This window comes from Telluria sp. RB2R28 (assembly GCF_059685835.1).
This window is the reverse complement of the sequence record NZ_JCASIK010000003.1, coordinates 415,100-430,293: the sequence shown is the minus strand read 5'-3', so window position 1 is coordinate 430,293 and position 15,194 is coordinate 415,100. Positions and strand designations below refer to the sequence as shown.

Sequence of the window (15,194 nt, the reverse complement as noted above, 5' to 3'; positions counted from 1 at the left end):
AAATCGGACTCCACGTTCGGGCGCTCATCATTCGCGCCAGGGCGGCGCCCGGTACGACGGCGCGGCGGGCGGCGGCGCGGGTCTGGCAGGCGGTACAAAATCGGGCGCCGGACCCGGTTCAAGACCGGGCGGAACTTCGCCGTCGAACGTGAAGTCAAATTCAAACACCGGTTCAAGCACCGGGACAACGGATTCGAATTCGGCATTGAACGTGTCATCCCGCGGCGCTTCCAGCATCGGCGCCGAGACCGGCGTGTCCGGTGCAGCGATCCAGCGCTCGACCTGGCGTTCCAGTTCGTTCAATGGCAGCGCACCGTTGCCCAGCACCGCATCATGAAAACGCCGCGCATCGAACCTGGCGCCCAGCGCCGCGCGCGCCTTGTTGCGCAGCGCCAGGATGCGCAGCTGGCCGATCTTGTAGCTCAGCGCCTGCGCCGGGCGGGCGATATAGCGATCGACCTCCGCCTCGTTGTCCGCCGGCGGATTGGCCGTGTTCGCGGTCAGGTAATCGATCGCCTGCTGGCGTGACCAGCCCAGCGTGTGGATACCGGTATCGACCACCAGCCGCGCAGCGCGGAACATCTCTTCGTTCAGGTTCCCGAACAGCGAGAACGGGTCCTTGAACAAGCCGATCTCCGGACCCAGGCCTTCGGCGTAAGTCGCCCAGCCTTCGCCGAACGCGTCGTACCAGCCGTAACGGCGAAACGCGGGCAGCGCGAGTTCCTGCGCACGCGCCACCTGCAGGTGGTGGCCGGGCACCGCTTCGTGCAGCGCGATGGTGTCGACCTGCCACATCGGCCGCGCGTCCAGCCGCACATTGTCGACCACCAGTGCGGCGCTGCGCTGGGCGCTGCCGGCCTCGTAGTAGGCGGCCGGCTGGCCGCTGCTGCCTGGCCCCATCGGCTTGACGACGATGCCGGCCGCCGGCACGCTGCTGACCACGCGGCCAAGACGTGCCTGGGCCAGCGCCAGCGTGCGCCGGTAGCGGTCCAGCAGGGCGTTCGGATCCGTGAAATACAGGCGCCGGTCGCTCCGCGCGAACACGATGAACTCCGCAAAGCCGCCCCGGAAACCGGTGCGCGGAATCAATGCCTCGATCGCGGCGCGCAGGCGCGCAACTTCCTGCAGGCCCAGCGCATGCACCTGGGCCGGCGTGAGCGCCGTACTGGTGCTGGTGCGTACCAAGAAGGCGTACCAGTCCGCGCCGCCGGCTTGCTGGCTCGCGCCGATCGTCGCGCGCGCACTTGGCAGATAGTCCTGGCGCAGGAATGTTTCGAGCGTGCGCAGGCTGGGCGCGACGGTATTGGCCAGCGCGGCCGCACCTGCAGCGCGCAATGCCTCGCGGCTCTCGGGCGCGATCGTTGCGGGGATGCGCTTGAACGGCGCGCCCAGCGGACCATCCTGCAGGCCCTCGCGCAGCACGCGCAAGGCGTCCGGCACCGGTGCCAGCGCCGCCTTCGGCGTGGTCCAGCCGGCTTGGCGGCCGGCGCGCAACTGCTCGATCAGGCCATCGACGTGGGCCGGCAGCGCTTGCAGGCGCGCCAGATACGTCTGGTAGTCGGCGTCACTCATGAACGGCATCTGCGCCACGAGGCGCGGCAGTTGTACGTGCAGGCCGTCGTAGGCGGTGAGCGGTTGCGGATCGAACGGCATCAAGGCGGCGCCGGCCAGTGCACGCTGCTTGTCGGCGCTGAACAGGTCGAGCGACAGCCCGTCCTGGCTCGACAGCGCGCTGCGCTCGATCGCACGGGCCGCGGTCAGCATGGCGCGCTCGTGCTCGATCGCCTGCGCGCGCGCAGCCAGCGAGGTGTCGGTCAGATAAGCGTTGTAGCGGTGCTCGCCCAGGGCCGTGGCGCGTTCGGGCGCGTGGCGCAGTTGCCACTGCCAGTCGCGCTCGAACAGCTGGGCCGCCTGCGTTGCCGGTGTTTCGGTTGGACTGGCCGCCTGCACAGCGGGAGGAACAGCGGGCGCGGCCGCGGCGGCGCAGACCGGCGGCACTAGCAAAGCAAGTGAGGCAAACAGGATGCGCATGCGCTCTCCGTTGACGGGACTGGTCATTTTAACAAGTCCATTGACGGGCGGGCGCGCCTTACGCGCCGCGCCGGCCACCGCTGACGCGTTCGATGCCGGCCAGGTCGCGCCAGCTTTGCACGTCGCCGTAGCCGCGCGCCGTCAGCAGTGCGCGCACGGCGCCGGCCTGGTCGTAGCCGTGTTCGAGCAGCAGCCAGCCACCAGCATCCAGATACGCGCCGGCACCCTCGACGATCTGGCGCAGGTCGGACAGGCCATCGGCATGGTCGGTCAGCGCATCCACCGGTTCGAAGCGCAGATCGCCTTCGCTCAGGTGTACGTCGCCGGCCACGATGTAGGGGGGATTCGAGGCGATCAGGTCGAAACGCGCATCGCCCAATCCGGCAAACCAGTCACTGCGCACGAAGTGCACGCGCGCGCCGTTGGCACTAGCGTTCATGCGCGCGATGGCCAGGGCGTCGTCGCTGACGTCGAGGGCGGTCACGGCCAGGTCGGGCCGGGTGTGGGCGGCGGCGACGGCAATGGCGCCGCTGCCGGTGCCCATGTCGAGCAGGCGCGCCTGCGGCGCCAGGCGTTCGAGCGCGAGCTCGACCAGCAGTTCGGTATCGGGCCGCGGAATCAGCACGGCCGGCGTGACCTTGAACGGCAGCCCGAAGAATTCACGTTCACCGGTGATATAGGCGATCGGTTCGCCAGCCAGGCGCCGCTCAATGAGGCCATTGAGCAACGCTGCTTCGGAGGTGGTCAGCTCGCGCTCGGATTGCGTGATCAGCGCCACGCGCGGCAGGTGCAATGCATGGCAGAGCAGGATGCGGTTTTCCAGCGCATCGAGCGGCAGCGCCAGGCGCGCCTGGGCCAGGGTGACGCCGGCCTCGATCATGCGTTGGCGCGGCGCAGCTGGCGCATCAGCACCCAGCCCAGCAGCACGGTAAGGATCACGAACCAGACGGCCGACCATTGTGGAATTGCCAGGCCCAGCACCTTGTCGGTCGCGCCTTCGCACAAGCCATCGGCGCGGAACAGCCATGGCAGGTATTCGGCCGTCGGGATCTTGTTGAGCATGGTTTCCATCGGATCGATGCCGCACGAGAAACCGGGGTTGGCGATCACGTACAGGTGCTTGCCGACCGTGACCAGGCCACCGACGGCAGCGACCAGCGCAACCACGACGCTGCCGCCGATCTTGCCGGTGAACGCGCCGACGAGGGCAGCCAGGCCGATGCCGAGGAAGCAATACCGCTGGATCACGCACAGCGGGCAAGGCCGCATTTCCAGGCTGTGTTGCAGATAGAGGGCAAAGCCGACCAGTGCAAAACTGATGAAGGAGATGATGAACAGGGCCTGGCGATTGGTAGGTTGCATGATGGGTGGTTTTCTCGGCGTGGGAGCGGAAGCGGCGCGATCGTGGGCTGAATCGGGAGCGCCCATTTTCGCACAAACGTTATCGGCAGCTTCCCGCTATTTTCAATCTGGCAACTTAAAGCGGCCTTAGTCGCCCAGCGCCGCCAGTTGCTCGGCCTGGTGCTCCGACGCCAGCGCATTGGTCAGATCGCTCAGGTCGCCATCCATGATGAAATCGAGCTTGTACAGCGTCAGGTTGATGCGGTGGTCGGTCAGCCGCCCTTGCGGGAAGTTATAGGTGCGAATGCGTTCGCTGCGGTCGCCCGAACCGATCAGGCTCTTGCGCGTGGCTGCTTCCTTCGATTGCTGCTCGCGCAGCTGGGCGTCCTTCAGGCGCGCGGCCAGCACTTTCATCGCCTGCGCCTTGTTTTTGTGCTGGCTGCGGTCGTCCTGGCATTCGACCACCAGGCCAGTCGGCAGGTGGGTGATGCGCACGGCCGAATCGGTCTTGTTGATGTGCTGCCCGCCGGCGCCCGAGGCGCGGTAGGTGTCGATGCGCAGGTCGGCCGGGTTGATGTCGACGTCTTCGACTTCGTCGGCCTCGGGCATCACCGCCACCGTGCAGGCCGACGTGTGGATGCGGCCCTGCGTCTCGGTGGCCGGCACGCGCTGCACGCGGTGGCCGCCCGACTCGAACTTCAGCTTCGAGTAGGCGCCGTTGCCGACGACGCGCACGATCACCTCGCGGTAGCCGCCCAGGTCCGAGGTCGACTCGGACACCATCTCGACCTGCCAGCGATTGCGCTCGGCAAAGCGCGTGTACATGCGCAGCAGGTCGCCCGCGAACAGGGCCGATTCGTCACCGCCCGTGCCGGCGCGGATCTCGAGAAAGATATTGCGCTCGTCGTTGGCGTCCTTCGGCAGCAGCATCTTTTGCAGTTCCTGCTCCAGATCCGCCATGCGGACCTTGGCTGCTTCGATTTCTTCCTGCGCGAAGTCCTTCATTTCCGGGTCCTGCAGCATGTCCTGCGCTTCGGCGGTATTGGCCAGCGCGCTTTCGTACTGGCGGTACACGGCCACCAGCGGCGAGAGCTCGGCGTGCTCGCGCGTCATCTTGCGGTAGCTGTCCATATTGGCGGTCACGCCTTCGGTCATCAACAGTTCGTCCAGCTCGACCAGGCGGTTGGCAAGTTGGTCCAGCTTGGAGAGCATGGAAGGTTTCATGGGCGGTATCAAGGATGAAAGGAATCGGACAGGCCACGGGTTGCGGCCGGATTACAGCAGAGAGGCGCCAGGCACGGCGCGGGCGGGCAGGCCGCCGGAGAGCAGGTGCGCTAACGGCGACCGCGGAACAGCTGCGGCAGCAGGCTGGCCAGGCGCGCGCGTTCATCGCCCTGGGCATGGTGCAGGGCCTGTTGCGGGCCATGCAGGAACTTGGCGGTCAGGCCACGGGACAGGGCTTCGAGCACGGCGTCGGCATCGTCGCCGCGCGCCAGCATGCGCCGTGCGCGTTCCAGTTCGGCCAGGCGCAGCACCTCGCTCGACTCGTGCAGGTCGCGGATCACCGGCACCACGGCGCGGTCGCCCACCCAGTGCATGAACGACTCGACGCGCGTTTCGATGATGGCTTCGGCCTGGCGCACGGCGGCCTGGCGGCTTTCCATGCCGGTCTGCACCACCTGGGCCAGGTCGTCGACCGTATACAGGAACACGTCGTCCAGGCGCGCGACTTCGGGTTCGATATCGCGCGGCACGGCCAGGTCGACCATGAACATCGGGCGATGGCGGCGCGCCTTGACCGCCCGCTCGACCATGCCCAGGCCGATCAGCGGCAGCGTCGAGGCGGTGCACGAGATCACGATGTCAAATTGGTGCAGGCAGTCAGGCAGCTCGGCCAGGCCGACCGCACGCCCGTTGTAGCGGCTGGCGAGCAACGCGCCCCGTTCCATGCTGCGGTTGGCGATGGTGACCGATTTCGGGTTCTGCGCCGAGAAGTGCGCCGCGCACAGTTCGATCATTTCGCCGGCGCCGATGAACAGCACGTGCTGGTCGGCGATGCGGTCGAAGATGCGGTGCGCCAGGCGCACGGCGGCGGCGGCCATCGACACGCTGTGCGCGCCGATCTCGGTACTCGAACGCACTTCCTTGGCCACGGCGAAGGTGCGCTGGAACATCTGGTGCAGATACGTGCCCAGGCCGCCGGCTTCGTCAGCGGTGCGCACGGCGTCCTTCATCTGGCCCAGGATCTGCGGCTCGCCCAGCACCATCGAATCGAGCCCCGAGGCGACGCGAAACGCGTGGCGCACGGCGTCGTCCTGCGGTAGCAGGTACAGGTGGGGGCGCAGCTCGGCGTAGTTCAGCGCGTGATAATGGGCCAGAAACTGCGCCGACGCGTCGAGCGGGTCGGGCAGGCTGGTGGCCGCATACAATTCGCTGCGGTTGCAGGTCGACAGAATTGCCGCTTCTTCATTGCCCGTAGAACCATTGCGCGCAAACCAGCCGCGCGCCGACTGCACCGCCGTGCCGATCTGGTCGGGGGCGAGCGCCAGCTGCTCGCGCAGCGAGACCGGAGCGGTCGTGTGGTTCAGGCCAACGGCGAGAAGTTGCATTCTGGGGAGGGTAGAGGGTGAATGACTGCGGTCATTATACCCTCATGGGGGCAGGGCTTCAGAAGCCGGGTCAGGCGCCTAGTTTTTCCAGGCGGTAACCATAGCTGTAGACGGGCACCAGTCGAAAGCCATTCTCGGGGCGCAGATGCAGCTTATTGCGCACCCGCGACACGTGCGTGTCCATCGTGCGCGACGGCACGTCATTCTCGCGGACCCAGACCGACTCGTGGATGTAGGCACGCGACAGCGGCCGGCCGATGTTACGGAAGAACAGCAGTGCCAGCGAAAATTCCTTCTGCGTCACGTCGATGACGGAGCCGTCCTTGAGCAGGCGGCCCGGGCGTGTTTCAAAGGTGTACGGGCCGAACTGCAGCTGCTCGGCGCTGTTTTGCGACGGGTAGGCGCGGCGCAGCAGAGCCGACACGCGCGAGACCAGTTCGCCGCGGCGCAGCGGCTTGATCAGGTAATCGTCGGCGCCGGCGTTGACGCCGGCAATGATGTCGTCTTCTGCGTTATTGCCGACCAAGAACATCGTCGGCGCCTGCGACGCCAGCTTTTCCTTGGCGCGGCGCAGTACTTCGGCGCCATCCATATCCGGAACGTTCCAGTCCATCACGAGCATGTCGGCGCTATCCTTGCGCAGTTGCGCGAGCAGGTCGCGGGCGCTGTCAAACGATTGGCAGTTGTGGCCGGCAGCACTGAGGACCTGGCAAATCAGGTCGGCTTGCGGGCGGTCTTGCTCCAGAACAGCGATCTTCATGATAGGACGAGTGTGAAAGTTTGCACTGTAGGAAGACTCCTACAAGGTTAAAAATGAATATAGCAGACTTTTACAAAATAGTGCTAAGGGTAAATACTGTTTTTTCGCTTCTTGTTGCAACTGTTGTGTTAAAGGGACCACGTACGGCGTCATGTCATGGGGGTACACTGGATTTCAGATGAAATCTGAATAACGAAAAGGGTGAGATTATGTTGTTTCGACGCAAAGATGTGACTGTTCCTGAAGACCGCGTGCCCGTCAGTGGCCCGGAAGTCGAGGCCACGCGCCTGCGTTGCCTGGCATTGGTCAAAAAGCGCGCCGCGATGTCGGCAGCGGTGGCGGCCGTGCCGATTCCAGGCCTGGATCTTTTGGCCGATATTACCGGTTTTGCGTCCTTGGTCGATGAAGTCAACGCCGAATTCGGCCTGACGCAGAAGCAGATCGAGCGCCTGAACCCGCGCCTGCGCATCATTGCCTATAAGGCAGCGGCGTCAGTCGGCGGCATGTTGGTCGGCAAGCTGGTCACGCGCGGCGTGGTGCTGCGCCTGTTCCAGCGCGTGGCGGGCCGGATGGCCGTCAAGTCGAGCGCGAAAATGGTGCCGATCGCCGGCCAGATCGCGTCAGCCGCCATCGGCTATACGCTGTTCAAGCGGATGGGGACGCAGCACGTTGAAGCGTGCGTGGCCGTGGCGCGCGAGCTCGAAAACGCCGGGATCGACCACAACGTGGCCGAGGACGACGATGCCGTGGGCGCGACCAGCGGCACGGCGAAGGCGCCGCTGCTGGTGATGTAACGCTGGCCGGGCATTTGACTTAACGATTTTGTGGCGCATTGACGTTCGTTGAACGCGTGGACGGGAAACCCGTCCACCCTGCTGCTGTGGCGTATTTGGGTTCGTTGAACGCGTGGAAGGGGAACCCTTCCACCCTACGGCCCTGAAACAATCGTCTGCTCGTAGGGTGGGCGGCTATGCCGCCCACGCGTTCAACGAACCAGTCCTCACCACAAAAGATGACCGCCCAAAACAAAGCCCGCGCGAAGCGGGCTTTGTCGTTCACGGGTGCGCACGTTCAATTATCCGGCAGCACCACGTTCACATCGAGCACTTCCAGGTTGCCCTGGCGGTCGAGCGACACCTTGATGTCGTCCGGATTGACCTTGACGTACTTCGAGATCACCGCGATCAGCTCCTGGTGCAGGGCAGGCAGGAAGTCCGGCCCGGCACGGTTGGTGCGTTCGCGCGCGATGATGATCTGCAGGCGTTCCTTGGCAGCTGTCGCGCTCTTCTTTTTTTCGGGGAAGAGAAAGGATAGCAGTGCCATCTCACTTGGCTCCGAAGATACGCTGGAACAACCCTGGCTTTTCGTAGCTGGTAAAGCGCAGCGGGCGTTCTTCGCCCAGGAAGCGCGCGACCACGTCTTCATAGGCTTCGGCCACGTCGGTTCCCTTGAAGTGAATCGCCGGGTTGCCCTGGTTCGATGCGTGCAGCACCGATTCTGATTCCGGAATGATGCCGATCAGCGGAATGCGCAGGATTTCCTGGACGTCCTGGTACGACAGCATTTCGTCGGCGTCGACGCGCTTTGGCGAATAGCGGGTGATCAGGAGGTGTTCCTTGACCGGCTCCGAGCCGCTCTGGGCGCGGCGCGATTTGGCCTGCAGGATGCCCAGGATGCGGTCCGAGTCGCGCACCGACGACACTTCGGGGTTCGTCACGACAATAGCTTCGTCGGCGAAGGTCAGCGCCATTAGCGCGCCGTGCTCGATGCCGGCCGGCGAATCGCAGATGATGAATTCGAATTCCATCTTGACGAGGTCGTTGATCACGCGCTCGACGCCTTCTTCGGACAGGGCGTCCTTGTCGCGCGTCTGCGATGCCGGCAGGATGAACAGGTTGTCGCAGTGCTTGTCCTTGATGAGCGCCTGGTTCAGGGTCGCTTCGCCATTGACGACGTTGATCAGGTCATACACCACACGGCGCTCGCAACCCATGATCAGGTCGAGGTTGCGCAGGCCGACGTCGAAGTCGATGACGGCGGTCTTGTGGCCACGCATGGCCAGCCCGGAAGCGAAGCTGGCGCTCGAGGTCGTCTTGCCAACACCGCCCTTGCCGGACGTCACAACAATAATTCGTGCCACAAATAAGTCCTTTACAGTATCTGTTCAATTCGAACGGTCAGGCGCGCGATGGCGCCGCGAGCGACTGGATATCGATCCGGTCGCCGACGAGCCGGATCTGCGTCGGCTGACGCGCCAGGTCGGTCGGGAAGCCTTCGTCGAACGTGCGGTAGACGCCGGCGATCGAGACCAGTTCGGGCTGCATCGACAGCGCGAAGATCCGCGCGTCGGCATTGCCCGAGGCGCCAGCCAGCGCGCGGCCATTGAGCGGCGCGTAGACATGGATGCTGCCATCGGCGATCAGTTCGGCGCCATTGTTGACCACGGCGGTCACGATCAGGTCGGTACCGCGTGCATAGATGCGCTGGCCGGCGCGCACCGGGGTGTCGATCACCAGCGGCGCCAGGGCGGGCGCGCCCGGCTGGCTGGCGGCCGGAGCCGGGGCTGGTTCTGGCGCGGGCGCGGCTGGCGCCGGGGCTGGCTCGGGTACGGGCGCGGCTGCCGCATGCACCACGAGCGGGGGCGGCGTGGCGTGGCCACCGGCGTGTACGCCGCCCGAGCCATCGTCCAGCGCCAGGCCCTGGGCCCGGATCGCGTCGATCATCAACGGGCTGGCGCCGCGTACGGCAACAGCGTTGAGGCGGTATTTCTTGAGCAGCGCCACGATGGCGGCCCAGTCGATCGTCCAGGCGCTCGAGGTGAAGGCGCTCACGTCGATCACCGCAAACTCATCCTCGAAAAAATCCGACACGCCGCCCGTCATCGAGGCCAGTGCGGAATCGATCGCCTCGAGGTCTGCCGAGTGCAGGATCGTCGAAATGGCGACGACCGTGGAAATCTTGATCTCGATGGGAAGCGTGGTCTTGGGCATAAAACAGAGTGGTTGGCATTGCGCTTGTGCATTCTACTGTGAAAATTGTAGAAAAGGACAGAAGCGCACGCATCATTCCTAGTGGCAATTGAACATGCATCGAGTTGGAAATTAAGTTCTGTTCTACATCAAACCCTGGCGCTTGCGACCTTGTTTTCGATGAATAAACTGCTAAGATTGCCAGTGCTTAAAGATCAGCATGGGTTCCTCGACCCCCGATCCTCGTTGCTATTTTTTATGGCAGTCCGGGCGGTTGGGGCTTCACTATTCCCATGCGCATGGGCACCGCACCCGACAAAGCTGCGCCCCGTCCCAGGGAAGTCCTGAATAATGCCGGTCTCAGGCCGGTTGAACGGAGAATGAAATGGAAGACGTCGTCATCGTGGCCGCTGGCCGCACCGCAGTTGGTAAATTCGGCGGCACGCTCGCCAAGATCCCCGCCGCCGAACTCGGCGCACAAGTCATCAAGCACCTGCTGGACAAGACCGGCATCGATCCTGCCGCTGTCAGCGAAGTCATCATGGGGCAGGTGCTTACCGCCGGTGTCGGGCAAAATCCGGCGCGCCAGGCTCTCATCAAGGCCGGCCTGCCCGAAATGGTCCCTGGCTACACCATCAACAAGGTCTGCGGCAGCGGCCTCAAGGCCACCCACCTGGCCGCGCAGGCCATCCGCTGCGGCGACGCCGACATCGTCATCGCCGGCGGGCAAGAAAACATGAGCGCCTCGCCGCACGTGCTGTCCGGTTCGCGCGACGGCTTCCGCATGGGCGACGCCAAGCTGGTCGACACCATGATCAATGATGGCCTGTGGGATTCGTTCAACGGGTACCACATGGGCGTGACGGCGGAAAACGTCGCGCGCAAGTACGAGATTTCGCGCGCCGAGCAGGATGAATTCGCGCTGCAGTCGCAGCTCAAGGCCGAAGCCGCCCAGAAAGAAGGCCGCTTCAAGGACGAAATCATCCCGATCGAGATCGTCTCCAAAAAAGGCACCACCGTCTTCGATACCGACGAGTATCCAAAACAGGGCAGCACGATCGAAGCATTGGCCAGCCTGCGGCCCGCCTTCAATAAAGAAGGCAGCGTCACCGCTGGCAATGCGTCGGGCCTGAACGACGGCGCCGCCGCCGTGATCATGATGAGCGCATCGAAAGCGCGCGAGCTGGGCTTGACGCCACTGGCGCGCATCAAGGCCTACTCGTCGTCCGGGCTGGACCCGGCGATCATGGGCATGGGCCCGGTGTCGGCCTCCCAGCTGTGCCTCAAAAAGGCCGGCTGGACCCATGAAGACCTCGACCTCATGGAAATCAACGAAGCCTTTGCCGCCCAGGCCGTTGCCGTGAACAAGGAAATGGGCTGGGACACGTCCAAGATCAACGTCAATGGCGGCGCTATCGCGCTGGGCCACCCGATCGGCGCCTCCGGCGCGCGCGTCCTGGTGACGATGCTGCACGAAATGATCCGCCGTGACGCCAAGAAGGGCCTTGCGAGCCTCTGCATCGGCGGCGGCATGGGCGTGGCGCTGGCAATCGAACGCGACTGACGCCCTCAGTATCCAACACGGTGATGTGCGGGGGCGGCCAGGACGGGCGTCGGCGCCATCGCCGGTTTCGAGTAGCAACCAACAATAAAACTGGAGAAGACAATGGCTAGAGTAGCGTTAGTAACCGGCGGCATGGGCGGCCTGGGCGAAGCGGTGTGCATCAAGCTGGCCGCGCTGGGGTACCAGGTCGTCACCACTTTTTCGCCGGGTAATACGAAGGTCGAGGGCTGGCTCGGCGCCATGCGCGAGCAGGGCTTCGATTTCAAGGCCTATGCCTGCGACGTTTCCGACTACGATGCGGCCCAGGAATGCGTGCGCCAGGTGATCGCCGACGTCGGCCCGGTCGACGTGCTGGTCAATAACGCCGGCATCACGCGCGACATGACGTTCAAGAAAATGGACAAGGTCAACTGGGACGCCGTGATCAAGACCAATCTCGACTCCGTCTTCAACATGACCAAGCCGGTCTGCGACGGCATGGTCGAGCGCGGCTGGGGCCGGATCATCAATATCTCGTCGGTCAACGGCCAGAAGGGTGCGTTCGGCCAGACCAACTACTCGGCGGCCAAGGCCGGCATGCACGGCTTCACCAAGGCGCTGGCGCTCGAAGTCGCGCGCAAGGGCGTGACCGTCAACACGATTTCGCCAGGCTATATCGGCACCAAGATGGTGATGGACATCCCGAGCGAAGTGCTGGAAACCAAGATCATTCCGCAAATCCCGATGGGCCGCCTGGGCAAGCCCGAAGAAGTCGCCGGCCTGGTCGCGTATCTGTCGTCGGATGAAGCGGCGTTCGTCACGGGCGCGAATATCGCGATCAACGGCGGCCAGCACATGTCTTGATGGCGCTGGATAGCATCGCAAAGCCGTGGCGACACGGCTTTTTTCTTTTGAGGGCCACGTGACAAGCGCATTGTCACGCTCCTTGCCGCGCGTGATTGCGCACTGCGACTGGAGCATCCACCCCGGCAAGCGCTGGATGGCGGTGGCGCTGCAAGATGGCACTGGCACTGGCGCTGGCGCCGGCACTGGCTGGCAGATCGGCGTGCCCGAGCCGGTCGGCGCGACCGCCACGTTCCTGGAACGGCTGGCGGCCCGTTCAAAGGCGCCCGGCCCGGTGCTGGTGGGCGTCGATTTTCCCATTGGCGTGCCGGCGGCGTATGGCGCGGCGACGGGGCTGGCGAATTTTGCCGAGCTGCTGGCCAGCGTCGGCAGCGGCGCCTGGGAGCGCTGGTTCGATGTCTGCGATGACCGCAGCGACATCGGCATCCACCGGCCGTTCTATCCGGTCCGGCCCGGCGGCTGCCGGCGTGAACACTTGCTGACGGGCCTGGGCCACGCCGATGCCGCCGACCTGCTGCGCGCCTGCGAGCGCAAGACCGACCAGCGTCCCGCCGCGTGCAGCCTGTTCTGGACACTGGGCGGCAACCAGGTCGGCAAGGCGGCGCTGGCCGGCTGGCGCGAAGTGCTGCAGCCGCAGGGTGCGCGCATCGCGCTGTGGCCGTTCGACGGCGCGCTGCACGACCTGCTCGGTGGCGAGCGCACGATCGTGGCCGAGACCTACCCGGGCGACACCTACCACCGGCTCGGCATTGGCCGCCGGCCCGTGTGGAGCAAGCGCAGCCAGGCCGGGCGCGCATCCGTTGCGCCGCCATTGTTCGACTGGCTGGCGCAGCGGGGGCACGCGCAGGCGCCGGGTCTCGCGGCCGCGATCCGTGACGGCTTCAGTGCCCACGCCAGCGGCGAAGACCAGTTCGATGCGCTGGTCGGCCTGTGCGGCATGCTCGACGTGGTCGAGGGCCACCGCGCCGAAGGCCCGCCGCTTGAGGCGCAGATGCGGCGCTGGGAAGGCTGGGTGCTCGGCCAGGCAGCGTGACCACGCCGTCTGCTTCTGCATCGCATGCCCGTACGTTACAATCGATTTTCCCATTCACTGACCGTCAAAGCCCCCAATGCCAGCTACGCCGCCGTCGCTGTTCCCGCCGCTCCAGCCGCTTCGTAGCGGGATGCTGGCGGTCGACGAACTGCACACGATCTACTGGGAAGAAGTCGGTAACCCGGATGGCATTCCCGTGCTGTTCCTGCACGGCGGCCCGGGCGCCGGGCTGTCGCCGCAGCACCGCCGCTTTTTCGATCCCGCGGCCTACCGCGTGATCCTGTTCGACCAGCGCGGCGCCGGCAAATCGACGCCGCTGGGCGAGTGGCGCAACAACACGACGCAACTCTTGATCGACGACATCGAGCGCCTGCGCGCGCTGTTCGGCATCAAGCAATGGCTCGTGTTCGGCGGCTCGTGGGGCTCGACGCTGGCGCTGGCCTACGGGCAGGCGCATCCCGAGCGCTGCCTGGGTTTCGTGCTGCGCGGGATCTTCCTGTGCACGCGCGCCGAAGTCGACTGGTTCATCAACGACATGCGCTGGTTCTATCCCGAGCTGTACGACGAATTCGTCGCGCCGATCCCTTTGGCAGAACGCGATGATTTGCTGGGCGCCTACGCGCGCCGCCTGCTGTGCCACGATCCGGATGTGTTCTGGCCGGCCGCGCGCGCCTGGAGCCGCTTCGAAGGCCGCCGCGTCTTTCTGCTGCCGCAGCCCGAAGAAGCCGCCAGCGATACGCTCGACCTGGGCGTGGGCCGGCTCGAGGCGCACTACATGGTCAACGGCGCGTTCCTGGACGAAGACCAGCTGGTGCGCGACCTCGGGCGCATCGCGCATCTGCCGGCCGTGATCGTGCAGGGCCGCTACGACGTGATCTGCCCGCCGCTGTCGGCCTGGCGCCTGCATCGGGCCTGGCCGGGTTCAACCTTGCAGATGATTCCCGACGCCGGCCACGGCGCGCTCGAAACAGGCATCGCGCGAGCACTGGTCGCGGCCACCGAACAGTTCAAGCGCCACCGGCGCTTCGAATGAGCGGCGGCTGTTAAACTACGCCAGACCCACACTACAACAAGATCAACGCGTTCTCATGAATATCCAGATCAGCGATATCGGCCACGTCATCCAGCTGGCCATCGCACCCGTTTTTTTACTCACCGGCGTGGCCACCAAACTGACCGTGCTGACCAACCGGCTGGCCCGCATCATCGACCGCACGCGCGTGCTCGAAGACCGGCTCAAGGTCAGCCCCAACACCGAGTTTTCCAGCGAGCTCGAACTGCTGTACCAGCGTTCGCACCTGATCAACTTCGCGATTGCTTCCAGCACCGCCTGCGGCCTGCTGGTGTGCGTCGTCATCGCGATGCTGTTCGCGGGCGACACCACCGGCATCCCGCTCGACCAGTACATCGCCGCGAGCTTCGTGCTGGCGATGCTGGCCCTGATCAGCAGCTTCGTCTATTTTTTGCGCGAGATTTTCATCTCGTCGCGTTTCATGCGCATGCAGCACCAGCAAATCATGATGCAGCAACCGCCGGCACCGCTGCCGTAAGGCGGGTGCGGCCAGAAAGAACCCCATGCACGACTACCAACGCCCACCGACCCTGCACCGCTACGCACTGCGCACCGAACTTGAAAATTCGCTGCGCCTTGGCCAGTTTCGCCTCGAGCCCAGCGGTGGCTTTCTGAACCTGTCGTTTTCCACCGCCTGGGACAAGGCGCTGTTCGACATCATCACGCCGAGCGACGCGTGCCTCGTGATCCACAATAGCGAAGAATTCGGCGAGCGCCTGCACCGCGCCGTGCAGCGCATGCTGCCCAACTGGGCCGGCATCGACGGCGCCATCGAATACGGCAGCCGTTCGCCGCTGGGCGCCGCGTTCACCAAGAGCGCGGGCCAGGCGCGCGAGAAAGAATGGCAGTTCGCATGGCGCTCGATGTCGCCGGGCGCGAGCCTGAACCCGATCGTCGTCAAGATCGGCAGCATCGAGAGCTTCGCCGAGCTGCGCGACCGCGACAGCCACCTCGCGTAACACCCGCCAGCCG

The 15,194-nt window shown here is 65.0% G+C and carries 16 protein-coding genes; 7 read left to right on the top strand and 9 right to left on the bottom strand.

What is annotated here, in order from left to right:
• Window positions 1-27: 27 nt before the first annotated feature.
• From AC56LV_RS14170 to AC56LV_RS14145, 6 genes are all read right to left on the bottom strand, one after another.
• Complete coding sequence (locus tag AC56LV_RS14170; protein WP_499558523.1) at window positions 28-2,058, bottom strand: DUF885 domain-containing protein; 2,031 nt, start codon at window positions 2,056-2,058, stop codon at window positions 28-30.
• A 31-nt stretch (window positions 2,059-2,089) separates the two neighbouring features.
• Entirely contained in the window at window positions 2,090-2,911 is an 822-nt protein-coding gene (prmC, locus tag AC56LV_RS14165) for a peptide chain release factor N(5)-glutamine methyltransferase (RefSeq protein WP_499558521.1), read from the bottom strand.
• The gene (locus AC56LV_RS14160) at window positions 2,908-3,393 is read right to left on the bottom strand and encodes a disulfide bond formation protein B (protein ID WP_499558519.1); all 486 of its coding nucleotides are present in this window, start codon (window positions 3,391-3,393) and stop codon (window positions 2,908-2,910) included. Before AC56LV_RS14160 ends, prmC begins: the two co-directional genes overlap by 4 nt.
• A 126-nt stretch (window positions 3,394-3,519) precedes the next feature.
• Window positions 3,520-4,596, bottom strand: coding sequence for a peptide chain release factor 1 (gene prfA, locus AC56LV_RS14155; RefSeq protein ID WP_499558517.1), 1,077 nt, complete (start codon window positions 4,594-4,596; stop codon window positions 3,520-3,522).
• 110 nt (window positions 4,597-4,706) lie between these two features.
• Window positions 4,707-5,981, bottom strand: coding sequence for a glutamyl-tRNA reductase (gene hemA / locus AC56LV_RS14150; protein ID WP_499558516.1), 1,275 nt, complete (start codon window positions 5,979-5,981; stop codon window positions 4,707-4,709).
• Window positions 5,982-6,051: 70 nt separating this feature from the next.
• Complete coding sequence (locus AC56LV_RS14145) at window positions 6,052-6,741, bottom strand: response regulator transcription factor (protein WP_183554773.1); 690 nt, start codon at window positions 6,739-6,741, stop codon at window positions 6,052-6,054.
• 230 nt (window positions 6,742-6,971) lie between these two features.
• On the opposite strand from AC56LV_RS14145, the gene AC56LV_RS14140 reads away from it, so the two are divergent.
• Window positions 6,972-7,535 (top strand): hypothetical protein, encoded by a 564-nt coding sequence (locus AC56LV_RS14140; protein WP_343828442.1) that lies wholly within the window; start codon window positions 6,972-6,974, stop codon window positions 7,533-7,535.
• 277 nt (window positions 7,536-7,812) lie between these two features.
• On the opposite strand, the gene minE is transcribed toward AC56LV_RS14140, so the two are convergent.
• From minE to minC, 3 genes are read right to left on the bottom strand one after another with little or no spacing between them, the layout of a single operon-like run.
• Entirely contained in the window at window positions 7,813-8,064 is a 252-nt protein-coding gene (minE, locus tag AC56LV_RS14135) for a cell division topological specificity factor MinE (protein WP_183554769.1), read from the bottom strand.
• Window position 8,065: 1 nt separating this feature from the next.
• Window positions 8,066-8,881, bottom strand: a complete 816-nt coding sequence (gene minD / locus AC56LV_RS14130) for a septum site-determining protein MinD (RefSeq protein WP_183554767.1) — start codon at window positions 8,879-8,881, stop codon at window positions 8,066-8,068.
• Between the two features lie 37 nt (window positions 8,882-8,918).
• Entirely contained in the window at window positions 8,919-9,731 is an 813-nt protein-coding gene (gene minC / locus AC56LV_RS14125) for a septum site-determining protein MinC (protein WP_499558514.1), read from the bottom strand.
• Window positions 9,732-10,095: 364 nt separating this feature from the next.
• On the opposite strand from minC, the gene AC56LV_RS14120 reads away from it, so the two are divergent.
• The 6 genes from AC56LV_RS14120 (at window position 10,096) to AC56LV_RS14095 (ending at window position 15,181) form a co-directional block, all read left to right on the top strand.
• Window positions 10,096-11,274: an acetyl-CoA C-acetyltransferase gene (locus AC56LV_RS14120; RefSeq protein ID WP_499558512.1), complete on the top strand. Its 1,179-nt coding sequence runs from the start codon at window positions 10,096-10,098 to the stop codon at window positions 11,272-11,274.
• A gap of 102 nt (window positions 11,275-11,376) precedes the next feature.
• Window positions 11,377-12,117, top strand: a complete 741-nt coding sequence (gene phbB, locus AC56LV_RS14115) for an acetoacetyl-CoA reductase (protein ID WP_258836962.1) — start codon at window positions 11,377-11,379, stop codon at window positions 12,115-12,117.
• 58 nt (window positions 12,118-12,175) lie between these two features.
• Window positions 12,176-13,150, top strand: a complete 975-nt coding sequence (locus AC56LV_RS14110) for a hypothetical protein (protein WP_499558510.1) — start codon at window positions 12,176-12,178, stop codon at window positions 13,148-13,150.
• 76 nt (window positions 13,151-13,226) lie between these two features.
• Window positions 13,227-14,183, top strand: a complete 957-nt coding sequence (gene pip / locus AC56LV_RS14105) for a prolyl aminopeptidase (RefSeq protein WP_499558508.1) — start codon at window positions 13,227-13,229, stop codon at window positions 14,181-14,183.
• Between the two features lie 55 nt (window positions 14,184-14,238).
• On the top strand, window positions 14,239-14,700 hold the full coding sequence (locus AC56LV_RS14100; protein ID WP_183554758.1) for a DUF2721 domain-containing protein: 462 nt from the start codon (window positions 14,239-14,241) through the stop codon (window positions 14,698-14,700).
• Window positions 14,701-14,725: 25 nt separating this feature from the next.
• A complete protein-coding gene (locus AC56LV_RS14095) occupies window positions 14,726-15,181 on the top strand; it encodes a hypothetical protein (protein WP_183554756.1) in 456 nt (151 codons plus the stop codon).
• Window positions 15,182-15,194 lie beyond the last annotated feature (13 nt).

Coding starts and splice junctions, on each gene's coding strand:
- prmC (WP_499558521.1), bottom strand. CDS start 2,911: ATGATCGAGGCCGGCGTCACCCTGGCCCAGGCGCGCCTGGCGCTGCCG.
- AC56LV_RS14160 (WP_499558519.1), bottom strand. CDS start 3,393: ATGCAACCTACCAATCGCCAGGCCCTGTTCATCATCTCCTTCATCAGT.
- AC56LV_RS14170 (WP_499558523.1), bottom strand. CDS start 2,058: ATGACCAGTCCCGTCAACGGAGAGCGCATGCGCATCCTGTTTGCCTCA.
- AC56LV_RS14145 (WP_183554773.1), bottom strand. CDS start 6,741: ATGAAGATCGCTGTTCTGGAGCAAGACCGCCCGCAAGCCGACCTGATT.
- phbB (WP_258836962.1), top strand. CDS start 11,377: ATGGCTAGAGTAGCGTTAGTAACCGGCGGCATGGGCGGCCTGGGCGAA.
- AC56LV_RS14120 (WP_499558512.1), top strand. CDS start 10,096: ATGGAAGACGTCGTCATCGTGGCCGCTGGCCGCACCGCAGTTGGTAAA.
- minE (WP_183554769.1), bottom strand. CDS start 8,064: ATGGCACTGCTATCCTTTCTCTTCCCCGAAAAAAAGAAGAGCGCGACA.
- pip (WP_499558508.1), top strand. CDS start 13,227: ATGCCAGCTACGCCGCCGTCGCTGTTCCCGCCGCTCCAGCCGCTTCGT.
- minC (WP_499558514.1), bottom strand. CDS start 9,731: ATGCCCAAGACCACGCTTCCCATCGAGATCAAGATTTCCACGGTCGTC.
- prfA (WP_499558517.1), bottom strand. CDS start 4,596: ATGAAACCTTCCATGCTCTCCAAGCTGGACCAACTTGCCAACCGCCTG.
- AC56LV_RS14100 (WP_183554758.1), top strand. CDS start 14,239: ATGAATATCCAGATCAGCGATATCGGCCACGTCATCCAGCTGGCCATC.
- AC56LV_RS14095 (WP_183554756.1), top strand. CDS start 14,726: ATGCACGACTACCAACGCCCACCGACCCTGCACCGCTACGCACTGCGC.
- hemA (WP_499558516.1), bottom strand. CDS start 5,981: ATGCAACTTCTCGCCGTTGGCCTGAACCACACGACCGCTCCGGTCTCG.